Source organism: Streptomyces sp. NPDC048424, assembly GCF_040651555.1.
In the GTDB taxonomy this organism is placed as follows: domain Bacteria; phylum Actinomycetota; class Actinomycetes; order Streptomycetales; family Streptomycetaceae; genus Streptomyces.
Genome location: NZ_JBEZKE010000010.1, coordinates 100,565 through 115,835 on the forward strand (window position 1 = coordinate 100,565; position 15,271 = coordinate 115,835).

General features: G+C 73.2%; 12 protein-coding genes. 5 read left to right on the forward strand and 7 right to left on the reverse strand.

Going from position 1 to position 15,271, the window contains the following annotated elements; all coding sequences use genetic code 11:
- Positions 1–35: 35 nt before the first annotated feature.
- From AB0D29_RS16830 to AB0D29_RS16840, 3 genes are read right to left on the reverse strand one after another with little or no spacing between them, the layout of a single operon-like run.
- The gene (locus AB0D29_RS16830; protein WP_362854871.1) at positions 36–1,154 is read right to left on the reverse strand and encodes a glycine betaine/L-proline ABC transporter ATP-binding protein; all 1,119 of its coding nucleotides are present in this window, start codon (positions 1,152–1,154) and stop codon (positions 36–38) included.
- A complete protein-coding gene (locus AB0D29_RS16835) occupies positions 1,151–2,716 on the reverse strand; it encodes a GMC oxidoreductase (RefSeq protein WP_362854873.1) in 1,566 nt (521 codons plus the stop codon). Before AB0D29_RS16835 ends, AB0D29_RS16830 begins: the two co-directional genes overlap by 4 nt.
- A gap of 15 nt (positions 2,717–2,731) precedes the next feature.
- Positions 2,732–4,216 (reverse strand): aldehyde dehydrogenase family protein, encoded by a 1,485-nt coding sequence (locus AB0D29_RS16840; RefSeq protein WP_362854874.1) that lies wholly within the window; start codon positions 4,214–4,216, stop codon positions 2,732–2,734.
- A gap of 218 nt (positions 4,217–4,434) precedes the next feature.
- On the opposite strand from AB0D29_RS16840, the gene AB0D29_RS16845 reads away from it, so the two are divergent.
- The 3 genes from AB0D29_RS16845 (at position 4,435) to AB0D29_RS16855 (ending at position 8,121) form a co-directional block, all read left to right on the forward strand.
- Positions 4,435–6,177 carry a diacylglycerol kinase family protein gene (locus AB0D29_RS16845; RefSeq protein ID WP_362854876.1) on the forward strand — a complete coding sequence of 581 codons (1,743 nt, stop codon included), beginning with the start codon at positions 4,435–4,437 and terminating at the stop codon, positions 6,175–6,177.
- A 51-nt stretch (positions 6,178–6,228) separates the two neighbouring features.
- Positions 6,229–7,182 carry a YihY/virulence factor BrkB family protein gene (locus AB0D29_RS16850; protein WP_362854877.1) on the forward strand — a complete coding sequence of 318 codons (954 nt, stop codon included), beginning with the start codon at positions 6,229–6,231 and terminating at the stop codon, positions 7,180–7,182.
- Positions 7,183–7,263: 81 nt separating this feature from the next.
- Complete coding sequence (locus AB0D29_RS16855; protein WP_362854878.1) at positions 7,264–8,121, forward strand: phosphatase PAP2 family protein; 858 nt, start codon at positions 7,264–7,266, stop codon at positions 8,119–8,121.
- Here the strand turns inward: AB0D29_RS16855 and AB0D29_RS16860 are convergent.
- On the reverse strand, positions 8,030–8,482 hold the full coding sequence (locus tag AB0D29_RS16860) for an ATP-binding protein (protein ID WP_362855129.1): 453 nt from the start codon (positions 8,480–8,482) through the stop codon (positions 8,030–8,032). The two genes, AB0D29_RS16855 and AB0D29_RS16860, sit on opposite strands and share 92 nt — an antisense overlap.
- Positions 8,483–8,806: 324 nt before the next feature.
- Here AB0D29_RS16860 and AB0D29_RS16865 point away from each other — a divergent pair, with 324 nt between their 5' ends.
- Positions 8,807–9,091 (forward strand): hypothetical protein, encoded by a 285-nt coding sequence (locus AB0D29_RS16865; RefSeq protein ID WP_362854880.1) that lies wholly within the window; start codon positions 8,807–8,809, stop codon positions 9,089–9,091.
- On the opposite strand, the gene AB0D29_RS16870 is transcribed toward AB0D29_RS16865, so the two are convergent.
- The 3 genes from AB0D29_RS16870 to AB0D29_RS16880 form a co-directional block, all read right to left on the reverse strand.
- Positions 9,082–9,981: a YhjD/YihY/BrkB family envelope integrity protein gene (locus AB0D29_RS16870; protein WP_362854881.1), complete on the reverse strand. Its 900-nt coding sequence runs from the start codon at positions 9,979–9,981 to the stop codon at positions 9,082–9,084. The two genes, AB0D29_RS16865 and AB0D29_RS16870, sit on opposite strands and share 10 nt — an antisense overlap.
- 132 nt (positions 9,982–10,113) lie before the next feature.
- Positions 10,114–12,846: a DNRLRE domain-containing protein gene (locus AB0D29_RS16875; RefSeq protein ID WP_362854883.1), complete on the reverse strand. Its 2,733-nt coding sequence runs from the start codon at positions 12,844–12,846 to the stop codon at positions 10,114–10,116.
- Positions 12,847–13,029: 183 nt separating this feature from the next.
- Positions 13,030–13,629 (reverse strand): XRE family transcriptional regulator, encoded by a 600-nt coding sequence (locus tag AB0D29_RS16880; protein ID WP_362854885.1) that lies wholly within the window; start codon positions 13,627–13,629, stop codon positions 13,030–13,032.
- A gap of 77 nt (positions 13,630–13,706) precedes the next feature.
- Between AB0D29_RS16880 and AB0D29_RS16885 the strand changes: the two genes are divergently transcribed.
- Positions 13,707–15,179 (forward strand): MFS transporter, encoded by a 1,473-nt coding sequence (locus tag AB0D29_RS16885; RefSeq protein WP_362854887.1) that lies wholly within the window; start codon positions 13,707–13,709, stop codon positions 15,177–15,179.
- Positions 15,180–15,271: the final 92 nt, after the last annotated feature.

Here is a 15,271-nt window from a genome sequence, read left to right on the forward strand (position 1 = left end):
ATCGGGGACGGGGGTCGCGGGACGGGCGGGGCAGGTCATGCCGCCATCCCCCGTCCGGTCGTGGCCGGGAGTCCGGCGACGACGGCGAGGAGTCCCGCGTCGTCGACGACGCCCAGGCAGCGGCCGCGGTCGACGACGCGGGCCGGACCGCCGCTGATGGCGACGGCCTGGATGGCCTCGGACACGGTGGTGGTGGGGCCGAGGGCCGGTCCCTGTTCGGCCTCGCCGGCCGTGGCGGGGCGCATCGCGGTGCGGACGGTGAGCACCTGTTCGCGGGGGACGTCGCGGACGAAGTCCCGTACGTAGTCGTCGGCGGGCGAGCCGACGATCTCCTCGGGCGTGCCGAGCTGGACGATGCGGCCGTCGCGCATCAGCGCGATCCGGTCGCCCAGGCGCAGGGCCTCGGCGAGGTCGTGGGTGATGAAGACCATGGTGCGGCCCTCTTCGTGGTGGAGCCGGGCGACCTCCTCCTGCATCTCGCGCCGGATGAGGGGGTCGAGTGCGCTGAACGGCTCGTCGAACAGGAGCACTTCGGGGTCGGCGGCGAGGGCGCGGGCCAGGCCGACGCGCTGCTGCTGGCCGCCCGAGAGCTGGCCGGGGCGGCGGTCCTCCAGGCCTTCGAGGCCGACCTTGGCGACGAGCTCGGCGGCCTTGTGCCGGCGCTCGCCCCGTCCGACGCCCTGGATCTCCAGTCCGTACGCCACGTTGTCGAGGACGGTGCGGTGCGGGAGCAGGCCGAAGTGCTGGAAGACCATGGCGGCGCGGTGGCGGCGCAGGGCGCGCAGCCGGGTGGCGTCCATGGCCAGGACGTCCTCGCCGTCGATGGCCAGGCTTCCGGCGGTGGGCTCGATGAGCCGGGTGAGACAGCGTACGAGGGTGGACTTGCCGGAGCCGGAGAGGCCCATCACGACGAAGACCTCGCCCTTGCGGACGTCGAAGGTGACGTCGCGGACGGCTGCGGTGCAACCGGTGCGCTCGCGCAGTTCGCCGGCGGACAGGTCGGCGTCGGCGGAGCCCGGGACCTTCGCGGCGGCCTTGTCGGGGCCGAAGACCTTCCAGAGGCCGTCCACGGAGAAGACGGGGGACGCGGCCGGATCGCCGGCGGGTGCGGAGGGGCCGGTGGGGGTGGCGGGTGCGGCGGGGGTGGTGGTCATCGGGTACCACCGTCCCGGGCGAGCAGTTCGGCAGCCTTTTCGCCGACCATGAGCACTCCGATCATCGGGTTGACCGCGGGCATCGTGGGGAAGACGGAGGCGTCCGCGATGCGGATGCCTTCGAGCCCGCGGATCTTCAGGTCCGGGCCGACGACGGCCCCGGGGTCGTCGGTGGCGCCCATCCGGCAGGTGCCGGCCGGGTGGTAGACGGTGTGCGCGACGGAGCGGGCGTAGGCGCTCAGCTCCTCGTCGCCGGTGATCTCCGGGCCGGGGCAGACCTCGCGCCGCAGCCAGCCCGCGAGCGGCTCGGTCGCGGCGATCTCACGGGCGAGCTTGATGCCGTCCACCAGGGTCCGGCCGTCGTAGTCGTCCTCGTCCGTGAAGTAGCGGAAGTCCAGGGCCGGTTTGACCTCGGGGTCCGCGCTGGTCAGGTAGAGGCGGCCGCGGCTGCGGGGCTTGGGGATGTTGGGGGTCATCGACACGCCGTGCGCGGGGCGTTCGTAGCCGATGCGCTCGGGGTTGTCGGTGAAGGGGACCTGGTAGAAGTGGAACATCAGGTCGGGTCCCGCGGAGTCGGGGTCGCGCCGGACGAACAGCCCCGCGTCGCTGTCCATCGCGGAGTTCTCCGGTATCGGGCCGTCGGTCTCCCAGACGATCACGGACTCGGGGTGGTCGAGCAGGTTCTCCCCGACCCCGGGCAGGTCGTGCACCGGCGGGATGCCGAGGGCTTCCAGGTCCGCGCGCGGGCCGATGCCCGAGTGCAGCAGCAGCCGCGGCGTGTCCACGGCGCCGGCGCACACCAGGACCTCGCGGCGCGCGGTGACCAGGGACTGCGTACCGTCCGAGGAGCGTACGTGGACCCCGCGCGCACGGGGGCCGTCGAGTTCCAGGCGGTAGGCCCAGGTCTCCAGGAGGATCCGGAGGTTGGGGCGTTCGTCCATGACGGGGTGGAGGTAGGCCACCGACGCGGAGGAGCGCTTGTTGTCCTCGGGGTGGTAGGCGAGGTCGAAGAAGCCGGCGCCCTCGTGGAAGGGCTTGCGGTTGAAGCCCTCGACGTGCGGGACGCCCAGGGCGCTCTGCGCGGAGTCGACGAAGTCGCGCGCGATGGCGTTGCGGTCCTTCTCGGCCACCGGAACGATGTTGTTGAGGAGCTTGTCGAAGTACGGGTCCATGGCGGCCGCGTCCCAGCCCTCGGCTCCCGACTGCTCCCACTCGTCCCAGTCGGACGGGAGCGGCTTGAAGGCGATCAGGGTGTTGTGCGAGGAGCAGCCGCCGAGGACGCGGGCGCGGCTGTGGCGGATGTGCGAGTTGCCGCGGGGCTGCTCGGTGGTGGGGTAGTCGTAGTCGAGCTCGCCGCCGAGCAGGCCCATCCAGCGGCGCAGGGTGAGCACGTCGGGCCGGTCGACGTCGCTGGGGCCGCCCTCGATGACGGCGACGGTGACGTCCGGGTCCTCGGTGAGGCGGGAGGCGATCACCGAGCCGGCGGTGCCGCCGCCGACGACGACGTAGTCGTACTCCTGCTCCTGCCCCGCGGGCGTGGGGGTGTGCGTGGGGGTGGTCATGGCTCTGTTCCTCCTTCAGCCCGCGAACCAGCGCACGGGGCGCGGGGCGAGGTTCTGGTACACGTGCTTGGTCTCGCGGTACTCGGCCAGGCCCGACGGGCCGAGCTCGCGCCCGATGCCGGACTTGCCGAAGCCGCCCCACTCCGCCTGCGGGAGGTACGGGTGGAAGTCGTTGATCCAGACGGTGCCGTGGCGCAGCCGGCCCGCCACGCGGCGGCCGCGGCCGGGGTCGGAGGTCCACACGGCGCCGGCGAGGCCGTACTCGGTGTCGTTGGCGAGCGCGACGGCCTCGGCCTCGGTACGGAAGGTCTCGACGGTCAGGACCGGCCCGAAGACCTCCTCCCGTACGACGCGCATCCCGCGGTGGCAGCCGTCCAGCACGGTCGGCCGGTAGAAGTAGCCGGGCCCGTCGGGCCGCCGGCCGCCGGAGCGCAGTACGGCTCCCTCGGCGAGGGCGGAGGCCACGTACCCCTCGGTGCGTTCGCGCTGGGCGGCGGACACGAGCGGTCCGCACTCCACGTCCGGGTCGGTGCCGCGGCCGAGGCGGATCCGGTCGGCGCGGCGGGCGAGTTCGGCGACGAAGCGCTCGGCGACGCTCTCCTCGACGATGAGCCGGGAGCCGGCGGAGCAGACCTGGCCGCTGTGCATGAAGGCGGCGTTGAGGGCCTGGTCGACGGCGGTGTCGAAGCCTTCCTCGGTGGCGCAGGCGTCGGCGAAGACGACGTTGGGGTTCTTGCCGCCGAGTTCGAGGGCGACCTTCTTGACGGAGTCCGCGGCCGCGCGCATCACCTTCGTACCGCTGGTGAGACCACCGGTGAAGGAGACGAGGTCGACGTCGGGGTGGGCGGCGAGGCGCGCGCCGACGGGGTCGCCGGGTCCGGTGACGAGGTTGGCGACGCCGGCCGGCAGACCGGCCTCCGCCAGCAGGCCGATGAGGGCCACCGTGGACAGCGGGGTGATCTCGCTGGGCTTGAGCACGAAGGTGTTGCCCGCGGCGAGGGCCGGGGCGATCTTCCAGGAGGCCTGGAGGAGCGGGTAGTTCCACGGGGTGATCAGGGCGCAGACCCCGACGGGCTCGTGGACGACGACGCTGTGGACGTCGGGGGTGCCGGCGTCGACCACGCGGCCGGCGCCCTCGCCGACGACGAGGTCGGCGAAGTAGCGGAAGGCGTCGGCGACGCAGTCCACGTCCACGCGGCCCTCTTCCAGGGTCTTGCCCGCGTCACGGCTCTCCAGCAGCCCGAGGATTTCGCGGTCGCGGTGGAGCAGGTCGGCGGTGCGGCGCAGCAGTGCGGCCCGCTCCTGGACAGGGGTCTGGGGCCACTCCCCGCCGTCGAAGGCGGCGCGGGCGGCACTGACGGCCGCGTCGGTGTCGGCGACGCCGCCCTCGGCGACGACGGCGAGGACCGTGGCGTCCGCCGGGTCGAGGATCTCTCGGGTGGCTCCTGAGACCGCGGAACGCCAGGTCCCGGCGATGTGGATGGTCGTCTGCTCGGACACGACGCGCTGTACCTCCGATTCCGGCACCGCGGCCTACCCGCGGTGGTGCTGCTCGTGCGCGCTTGCCCCGGTCTTCGGAAGCCATGTCCCATACGTCACTGGAAGTGACGGGAGTCACTCCCCGTTGCCCCGAAGGGAGATGGGTCGATATATGGACATTTCAGACAGTCGGTGGGCGTCGGGCGCATCATCGGGCCGTCTCGGGCAACACGGGGGCCATGACGACGCGAAGCGGCACGGACGTGAGACGTTCACGGTTCCTCTGGCTCCTGCCGGCCCAGGCCACCGCGATGGTGGCGCTGGGCCTGTTCGTGACCGCCGTACCGGCGGGCCTGCGGCTGGTGTCGCCGGAGGACCGGGTCACCGACGCGTTCGCCGCGCACCGGACCCCGTGGGCCGACTCCGTGTCGCAGTGGCTGTCCGTCGTGGCCTCCACGGAGGGCATCGTCGGTGTGACGCTGATCTGCGTCATCGCCCTGCTCGTGCTGCCCCGCACCCCGCGCCCGGCCGAGGCGGTCTTTCTGGGCGGGTCGGTCGCCGTACAGTCGGCCGTCTTCCTCATCGTGACGATGTGCGTGGAACGCCCCCGGCCCGACGTGCCCCGTCTGGACGGCGCGCCGCCCACGTCGAGCTTCCCGTCCGGCCACGTCGGCGCCTCCGTGGCCCTGTACGGCGGGCTGGCCGCGCTGGTGTGGACCCGGCTGCGCGGCCCGTGGCGGTACGTCGCGGCAGCGGTTCTGGTGCTGGTCCCGTCGGCGGTCGGGCTGTCCCGGATGTACCGGGGCATGCACCACCCCTCCGACGTGGCGGGCGGCCTGGTCAACGGCATCGCCACGCTGCTCGTCATGGGCGCGGTGTTCCTCTCCGGCCGCACGCGCAACACGGACGGCGCCCGCGGGACCGACCACCGGCCTGCCGAGAGGGTCGCCGCGGGGCGCTCCGGTCAGCGGGCCGTCGTGGTCCGCCACCCGCACGGCTGCGACGACGAACTGGCGGAAGAAGTGCGCCTGTTCCTCCACCGCCACGGATACGCCGACCAACGGTGGACCTCCACCTCCGCCGAACGACCCTGCGGCGCCCTGCCCGAGGAGTGCGCCGAAGCCGGCGTCGACCTGGTCGTCGTCTGCGGCGGGGACGGCACGGTCCGCGCCTGCGCCGACGTGGTGGCCGGCACCGGCACACCGCTGGCACTCGTGCCCTGCGGGACGGGCAACCTCCTCGCCCGCAACCTGCACCTCCCCCTGGATCCGCTCGCCGCCCTCGAAACGGCCCTCGTCGGCGACGTCTTCCCGATCGACGTGGGGCGGGTGTGGGGCGACGGCCTCCCGTCGACGCGGTTCACCGTGATGACGGGGGCCGGATTCGACGCCGCCACGGTCCGCGACACCTCGCCCGCGCTCAAGAGCCGCCTCGGCTGGGCCGCCTACGCCCTGTCCGCCGCCCGCCACCTGGGAGACCCGGGCATGCGCCTGACCGTACGGGTGGACGGGGGCCGGGCCCGTCGCCGCCGGGCGCGGATGGTCGTCGTCGGCAACGTGGGCGCGCTCCAGGGCGGACTCGAACTCCTGCCCCGGGCCCGGCCGGACAGCGGACGGCTGGAGCTCGTGCTGTTCGACCCCCGCGGCCCGGCGGGCTGGCTCGCCGCGGCCGGTCACCTCGCCTCCCGGCTCGTCCGCCCGGGCACCCGCGCGCCGGACGCGTCGTCCCCTGCCCCGCCGCACGGCGGCCGGACCGTGGCCGGAGGGGCCCTGGAGTACTTCAGCGCCCGCAGTATCGAGATCCGCTTCGCCGACGCTCAGGCCCGCGAGGTCGACGGCGACACCATGGCCGAAGGCTCCCGGCTGTTCGCCGAGGTGGAACCGGGCGCCCTGCGGATCTTCCTCCCCCGGGCCCCGGGAAGCACTCCGGGCGTCCCCCACCCGAGGAGCCCCGCGCACGCGTCCCGTGTCCCGCGCCACTGAACCCGTACCGGCGCGCCGCGCGCCGGAACCACACACACCGTCAGGAAGCCCATGGGAACCGCGAGCCGAGTACCACAGAGACGTGACGTGGTGGGCGAGGAACTGTCCGCGGACGAGGCCTGGTCCGCCCTGCGCCGCTACGGAGGCTGGAGCCTGGTCCGTGACTCCTTCGTACGCTTTCGCTACGCGGACGGCTTCAGCCACTCCCGCGCGCTCGCCCTGCAGACGGTCCTGTCCATCGTGCCCCTGGCCATCGCCGCCATCGGCCTGTCCGGCGTCCTGCACACCGAGGGCATCGGCCGCGTGGCCGAGCTGACGATCGGACGGATCACCAGCGGCCCCAGCCGGGAGGTCGTCGACGAGGCGCTGCGCGAGAGCCGCCGCCACGCCGGCGACGGCGGCCAGGCAGCCCTCTGGCTGGGCCTGCTCTTCTCCCTCGTCAACGTCACCACGAGCCTGTGCCAGGTCGAGCGCGGCGCCAACCGCATCTACGGAAACGAACGCGACCGGCCCTTCCTGCGCAAGTACACCCGCGGGCTCGCCATGGCGGCCCTCGCGGGTCTTCCGCTGGGGCTCAGCTTCGTCGTCACCGTCCTCGGCGCCGACCTCACCCACGCCTTCGCCGAGGTCTACCACCTCGGGCCGACCGCCATCCGCGCCTGCGACGTCCTGCGTTGGCCGGCCGGGATCCTGCTGGCCGTGCTGGCCACCAGCGCGATCTTCCGCCTTTCACCGCGCCGCGACCAGCCGGGGTACACCTGGCTCGCCTTCGGCGCCGTCGTCTACCTGGGACTGTGGATCACGGCGACCTGGGCCTTGAGCCTGTACGTCGGCGCCAGCGCCACCTTCACCAGCGTGTACGGGCCCCTCAGCGCCCTCGTCTCACTGCTGCTGTGGTCCTACCTGACCTCCCTGGCCCTGTTCCTCGGCCTCTCCTTCGCCGCCCAGCTGGAGGCCGTACGGGCCGGCGTGCGGCAACCGGTCACACAGGACCCCGGAGTCTGACGCAACCCACCCGGGATGCCGCCCGAACCGTCCCGGCCCAACCACCCCGACCGATAGCCCCCGACCGAAAGCCGCGTACCCATGGCACAGCACCCGCCCCGCTCCCGACGCCGCACGGTCCGCGCGTTCCTGGCCGGATGCTCCGGTCCCGACGCGGCCTTCGGGACGAGACTCCTGCTGGCGGTGACGGCGACGACCGCCGTGACCGTGCCGTTCGTACTCGCCCTCGTGCTCGTCGAATCCCGGTGGCCGCCGCTCTACCGCCTCGACCGGGACACGGCCGAACGGCTCCACCGTGCCGCCCTCGAAGACCCGGGACGGGTAAGGGTGTTGAGCTTCCTCACGGACGTGCTGTGGGACCCGGTGACCATGCGGCTCCTGGTGGCCGCGTTGGTGGTGTGGCTCCTGAGGCGCCGCGCGTGGCGGCTGGCGACCTGGGCCGCCGTCACCGCGACGACCGGAGCCCTCCTGGGGTTCCTGACGAAGAGCGTGGTGGAACGGGCCCGCCCGCACCTGCCCGACCCCGTCGCCCACGCGCCCGGGTTCTCCTTCCCCTCCGGGCACGCCATGACGGCCATGGTGTCCTGCGCCGTGCTCCTCCTGGTCCTGCTCCCGCTGGTGCCGCCCGCCTGGCGGCCGCTGCCCTGGGCACTGGCGGTGACGAGCGTGCTCGGAGTCGGCTACACCCGCGTGGCACTGGGCGTGCACTGGGTCAGCGACGTGATCGGGGGCTGGCTCCTCGGCCTCGTCGTGGTCACGGCCACGACGCTCGTCTTCGAGGCCTGGCGGGCCGACATCGGGCGCCGCCGGACCGGCCTCGCGGAGGGGCTGGAGCCCGAGCTCTCCGTCACTCCTCGGGGGACTCACCCGCATGCGCACCCCGGTGACCCGTCCCGGCGTGCGGGACGGGTGTCACCCGGGGATGGAAACAGGCGGTGATCGTCTTGCCGCCGTGGAAGGAATGCGCGTCCCACTCGTCGGCGAGGGCGTCGATGATGGCGAGTCCCCGTCCGGAGGTCGCCTCGCGCGAGGGGTCGCGCGGGGCCGGCAGGCACGGGTCGCCGTCGGCGACGCTGACGTGCAGGCACCGGCCGTCCCAGGTGAGCACCAGGCCGGCGCTGCTGCGGGCGTGGATGTGCGCGTTGGTGACGAGCTCCGACACCGTCAGCAGGACGGAGTGGGCCGTGTCGGGGGCTTCCGTCGTCCACTGAAGGGAGTCCAGGTGTTCCGCGGTCCACCGACGGGCCTCGCGCACCCCTCGGTGGACGGGAAAGGACGTGGCCCACCCCTTGGCACGCATGGACACCGCGCTCACCTCGCTCGCGTTCTCGTGTGATGCCCGACCAGACGGATCGGGACGCGTATCAGAACCGGCTCGCCCGGTGGCGGGCCCGGTGCCCGTCCTTGCGGTGGAGGAGCAGCAGGGCCAACACCACGGGCGCGATCAGCAGGACCATCGTCGTCATGGGAGTTCTCCTTCCCTCGTAGTCCGTCTCTCCTTGACGTCTGGCCCCGATGAGGCGTCCGAAACCCCGACGGCCGTCGCTTCACCCGCGTCATCCGCCCGATCGCGGGTACCCGCGCAGCGTCCGAACACGGAGAACTTGACGGAGAGGGCACCCCGATGACGATGACAGCGCAGGGCAACAAGGCTTCCACCTCGACCGAGTTCCGTCGGCAGGCCGCGCGGGCCGCCGGTCGACTGCGGGACACCGCCGTGCACGTCGGGCATCTCGTCGAGGCCAGGACGCCCGAACCCGTCCTGGCCACCGCGCGCGCCGGAGCCGGCCGGGCCGTGACGATGGCGCGGACCAACCGGACCGCGTTGACCGCGGCCGCCGGCCTACTGGCCGCCGCCGTGCTCACCCGGAAGGCTCGGCGCGTGCGACGGACGCGGCGTCAGCGGTAGTCAGGCTCCCGAGCCGCCCGCTCCCGGGCCCGTTCCGCGTTGAACTGGGCTCCGGTGAGCAGGGCCAGGTTGGCGAACCAGAGCCATACGACGAAGACCACGATGCCGGCCAGCGAGCCGTAGAGGCGGCCGTACGTGTCCAGCTCCGTGTAGAGCGTGAAGAGCGCCGAGGCGGCCAGCCACAGCAGCGCCGCCAGTACGCCGCCGGCCAGGCCCTGGCGGACCCCGCGGCCCTGGGCCGGGCCGGTACGGAAGAGGACCAGCACCAGAAGGGTGACGACGACCAGCAGCACGGGCCAGCGCAGGAGCGCGATCGTGTCCGGTCCTCCTCCGGCGGCCCGTGCGGCCCATCGGGCCGGCGGCCCGGACATGACCAGCCCCGCGGCGCCGACGACGAGCAGGGTCAGCAGCAACGCGGCGTTGAGGAGCAGCATGTGGGCCGCCCGGAGCGGACGTCGCGTATCGGGCACCTGGTGCATCGTGTGCAGGGCACGGCGGAACACCGCCAGGTAACTGCACGCCGACCACAGTGCGCTCGCGACACCGCTGAGGAGCAGGGCCCACATCGACGAGTGTTCCGCCGAGAGGCCTCCCAGCGCGTCCCGGAGCACCTGCGCCGATTGCGGAGGGGCGTACGCGGTGAGGTCGGCGATCAGCCGGTCCCTCGTGGCCCCGCCCAGCAGCCCCACGAGGGAGACGGCGATGACGAGGGCGGGCAGCAGCGCCAGGAGGGCGTAGTAGGTGAGGGCGGCGGCGTGGTCGGCGAGGTTGTCCCTCCAGACGCGGATGGCCGTACTCCGCAACTCGGCGCGGGTGCGCGTCACGAGGGCGGTGGCGGGGGCGAGAGGGCCGTCGCCTCTACATGGTGCGGTGCGGGGGATGTCGGTCACGCCCTGCACGTTCCCTGCGGGCCCGTGCCCATGCGCCCGTGAGGTCCGCGCCGTCGGCCGGGGGGCCTTTCACCCACGAGGGGGCGCGGGCCGCAACGGCCCGCGCCCCCTCGTGCCCGTTCGGCCTTCAGGTCACGGTGCGCCGAAGGTCAGGGTCAGTTGCGGTGTGCCCTCGTTGGCCTGTGCTTCGGAGGACCACAGCCACAGGGCGTCCGTGCCGCTGCTGGTCAGTGCCAGGCCGTAGCCGTCGCCGAGCGCCGCCGCGACCGTCGCGGTGGTGAGCGCGGTGGTGTGCACCGCGCTGCCGTCCGGGATGCCCGCGAAGCTGCCGAGTGCCGGGCCGCCCAGGGCGGGGCGGTTGGTGTACGTGGTCCCGCCCTCGCTCCACGCGCCGGTGACCGGGACGACCGAGACGGTGTCCGTCGTACCGGCGCCGCTCATCGTGCTGGTCTTCACGCTGAGGGTGGCCGACTTGAGGACCGTGCCCGCGGGCGCGGTCGGCAGGTCGAAGCGCAGGTAGCTCGCGTAGAAGGAGGTGCCGCGCACCGCGAGTGAGGACGAGGTGCCGTAGTTGGTCGCGGGCGCGCCCGCGTTGGCGTAGGTGTCCTCCGCGGCGGTGACCTGGACGACGGAGTCGGCCGGGGCGGTGGCGAGGGCGTGGTGGTTCTGGACCTGCGCGGCGCTCAGGACGGTCGGGTAGACGGCGGTTTCGTCGAGCTGGCCCGCCCAGTACTCGCTCGTCGGGCGGTCGGGCCAGCCGCCGAGGCTGTCGCCGCCGGCGTGCCAGTACCCCGAGAAGTTCTCGTGGGTGGTGACGTTCAGGGTGCCCTTCTGGGCGCCGTCCACGTAGAGGGTCATGCCGCCGGGGCCCTGGCTCGCGACGACGTGGTGCCATTCGTTGTCGTTGTACGCGCCGCTGGTGGTGATGGTGCGGGTGGCTCCGGTGTAGACGCCGTAGACCAGCCGGCCGTCGTTGGTCATGTAGATGTGCTTGTCGTACTGATTGCTGCCGCGTGCCTGGTTGTTGCCGAAGCCCAGGAGCTTGCCGCCCCGGGTGGTGTTCGTCTTGAACCAGGTCTCGATCGTGTAGGTGCTGCCCACCGTCTGCCGCTTGTCCCCGTACACCTGGGTGTCAATGCCGTTGAAGCCGATCGCCGTGCTCGCGCCGGAGACCGCGCCGGGGCCCTGCCGCAGGGCGGGGGCGTTCAGGTGCACGCCGCTCTGGTTGCCCGACACGGAGGAGTCGGCGGCGAAGGGCAGGGCCGACTCGTCGTAGCGCCAGTACTGCTGGGCTCCGTCGGCGCGGACCTGGTTCGGGTAGCCGTCCACCTGGGCCGGGAGGGTCACGCTCGCCGTCGCCGACAGGGCGCTGGTGTTGCCGGCCGCGTCGGTGGCCGTCACCCGGTACGTGTACGACTGGCCCGCCGCCGCGGTGGTGTCGGTCCAGGAGGCCTGCGGGCGCTTGAAGAAGAGCGAGTCGGCGGTGACCGTGGCGAGGGGCGTGCCCGCGCCGTTGCGGTAGATCCTGTAGGTCAGCGTGCTGTCGTCGAGGTCGAGGCTGGTGCGCCAGCGCACCTGGACCTCGCCGGGCTTGAAGCTGACCGCGCTCGCGACGGGCACGGTGGGCGCCCCGGTGTCCCCGGTGGAGGCGAAGCGCGTCAGGCTCTGCTGCGCGGCGCCGTTGACGGTGGTGAACTCCCCGCCGACCCACAGGTACTGCACGCCGCCCTTGGAGCCGACCGTCATCACGCGCGGGCCGATGCCCTCGCCGATGCCGTCGTTGGTGTCGGGGGCCCAGCCCAGCTTGCCGGTGCCGCTGGTGGGCTGGGCGAGCAGGTGGTGGCGCTGACCGTCGGGGAACTCGCCGACGCTGGAGCAGTCGTGTGCGTGCGAGGCGCTGTAGAGCACGCTCTGGTACGGCAGCACGGCCTGGGTGGCGCCGAGGCAGGTGTCGCGCCAGCGCTGGCCGAAGTCGCCGAGGTTGAGGGCGATCCGGCCGTCGAAGACCCCGCCGCCGGTGCCCTCGTTGGCGGTGTAGAAACCGGTGGCGTCGGTGGCGATGTCCTTGACGACGGAGTTGGTCTCGATGAAGCCGGCGTACGACTTGGTGAGCGCGCCGCTCGTCGCGTCGACGACGGCCAGCGCGTGCGTGTTCGTACCGTTGACGGTGAAGAAGTCGCCGCCGAGGACCACGCTGTTGCCGTCCGGGGTGACCTCGACGGCGCGGCCGGGTTCGTCGGCGTCGGCGGTGAAGGGCTTGAGGGCGCCGTCGGCCGCGCCGACGGCGGCGAAGCGCTCGCGCGGCTGGCCGGCGACGCTGAGGAAGTCGCCGCCCGCGTAGACGGTGTCGTCGGTGACGGCGAGGGCGCGGACGGTGGCCGCGAAGGCCGGGCGGAAGCCGGTCTTGACCGTGCAGCTCGCCACGTCGATGGCGGCGAGGCTGGACACGGCCGTTCCGTTGACGGCGCCGAAGTAGCCGCCCGCGTACAGGGTCGTCTTGTCCGGGGAGAGGGCGAGCGCGCGGACGGTGGCGCTGCCGGCGGCGATGGTGAAGGACAGTTTGCAGGAGGTCGGGGCGCCGGTCGCGGCGTCGAGCGCCACGAAGTTCACGGCCGACTGCTCGCTGCCGGCGCCGCCCGCAGGCGGGCGGACGGTGGAGAAGGTGCCGCCGGCGAAGACCTGGCCGCCCGCCTCGGCGAGGGCCCAGACGACACCGTTGGGCTGCCAGGTCGACAGCGGGTCGGCGGTGAAGGCGACGGGCGGGGTGACGGCCGCCGCCTGGGGGACGAGGCCGAGGCCCATCCCTGCACCGGTTCCGGCCAAGGACAGGGCGAGAGCGGCCGCCAGCTTTCTGGATCTACGCATGAACCCCCCAGTTCGGTGTGGCGTGCGGCCGTGTGGCGCGGCCGGGTGAGTCATGGCCGAAAACAGCCGAACAGCAGTCCGCGACCATGCGTACGGGCGCACCTTAGGGCGATTTTGCGCTCGGTTCACCCCACTTGGCACATCGGATGCCAAAGAGCGCCGGTACCCGCAGGTACGCCGCCGTCACGCGCGCGGTTTGGCGCGGAGGTGCATCCGCTCCCCCTGGCGCCCGAAGAGGCTCAGGATCTCCACGGGCCGCCCGTCCGCGCTGGTGAACCAGTGGGGCAGCCGGGTGTCGAACTCGGCGGCCTCGCCGGGGCCGAGGACCAGGTCGTGGTCCGCGAGGACGAGCCGCAGCCGGCCGTCGAGCACGTACAGCCACTCGTACCCCTCGTGCGTACGGAAGTCCGGCTCGGTGCCCCGGTCGGTGATCAGCATCTTGAAGGCCTGGAGGGGGCCCAGGCTGCGGGTGAGCGGGATGGCCGTACCGCCGTTGGGCATGGTGCGGGGCGTCAGCCGCACCCGCGGGTCCCCCACTTCGGGGGCGCCGACGAGGTCGTCCAGGGGCACCCGGTAGGCACTGGCGAGCGGCAGCAGCAGTTCCAGGCTGGGGCGGCGCTGTCCCGATTCGAGCCGGGAGAGGGTGCTCTTCGAGATGCCCGTCGTCTCGGAGAGCGCGGCCAGCGTGAGGCCCCGCTCGGCGCGCAGCCGTCGCAGCCGGGGGGCCACCTCGTCGAGTACCGCCTGGTGGGGCGCCGGCTTGTCCGTGCGGTCGTTCTCCATGCGGCCATTCCATCGCGCTGTCCCGGAAACGGCAACGAGGTTTGCCGCCGGAGCGCCGGGACGCGCACGCTCCCGGCATGAGCCCACACAGTGATTCCAGACCCGCGCGGGGACGGCGGTACGCCCGCGCCACCGCCACGGCGGGGCGGCAGGCACCGGCGGTGCGTTGGGTACTGGCCGGCCTGTCGCTCTCGATGCTGCTGTCCTCGCTCGGCACCAGCATCGCGAACGTCGGCCTGCCGGCCCTGGCGCAGGCGTTCTCCGCGTCCTTCCAGCAGGTCCAGTGGATCGTCCTCTCCTATCTGCTCGCCATCACCACCCTGATCGTGAGCGTCGGCCGGCTCGGTGACCTGATCGGCCGCCGCCGGCTGCTCCTGGGCGGGATCCTGCTGTTCACCGTGGCCTCGGTCGGGTGCGGCGCGGCGCCCACGCTCTGGCTGCTGATCGCCGCCCGGGCGGCGCAGGGGCTGGGCGCGGCCGTGATGATGGCCCTCACCATGGCGTTCGTCGGGGAGACCGTCCCGAAGGCGCGGACCGGCAGCGCCATGGGACTGCTCGGCACGATGTCCGCGGTCGGCACCGCCCTGGGTCCTTCGCTGGGCGGCGCCCTGATCGCCGGGCTCGGCTGGCGGGCGATCTTCTTCGTCAACGTGCCGCTCGGCCTCCTGACGTTCCTCCTCGCCCACCGCCATCTGCCCGTCGACCAGCAGCGGACGGCGGGAGCGGGCCGGCCCCGCCTCGACCACCCGGGGACCCTGCTGCTCGCGCTCACGCTCGCCGCCTACGCACTGGCCATGACCCTCGGCCACGGCCGTTTCGGCCCGGTCAACCTCGCGCTGCTGGTGGCCGCCGCCCTGGGCGTCGCCCTGTTCGTACGCACCGAGGCGCGGGCGGCGGCGCCGCTGATCCGGGGGACGGTGTTCCGCGATCCCGTGCTGCGCGCGGGCCTCGCCACGAGCGCGCTCGTCTCGACGGTGGTGATGGCGACGCTGGTGGTCGGGCCGTTCTACCTCTCCCGGACGCTCGGGCTCGACGAGGTCCTCGTAGGGCTCGTGCTGTCGGCCGGTCCGCTGGTCGCCGCGCTCACCGGGGTACCGGCCGGCCGCATCGTGGACCGGATCGGCGCCCCGCGCACGACCGCCGCCGGGCTCTGCGCGACGGCGCTCGGCGCCCTCGCCCTGTCCGTGACGCCGGAGACCTCCGGCGTCCTCGGCTACGTCGTGCCCCTCGCGGTCCTCACCGCCGGCTACGCGGTGTTCCAGACGGCGAACAACACCGCCGTCATGGCGGACGTCCACCCCGATCAGCGGGGCGTCGTCGCCGGGATGCTCAACCTCGCGCGCAACCTCGGGCTCGTCACCGGTGCGTCCGTCATGGGCGCCGTGTTCGCGTTCGCGTCGGCGACGACCGACATCACGACGGCGGGCCCGCACGCCGTCGCCGGCGGCATGCGGGTCACGTTCGCGGTCGCGGCGGTACTGGTCCTCCTCGCCCTCGCCCTCGCCCTGACGGGGCGCCCGGGGAAGGACGGAAGGCGGATCGAGCACTGAAGGCCCGCCCCGTCAGGGGTCACGCAGGGTCACCCTTGGGAAACGGCCCCGCGCGGGCCCGCGCGCCTCTACCGTGCCCTGAGGTGATGGGC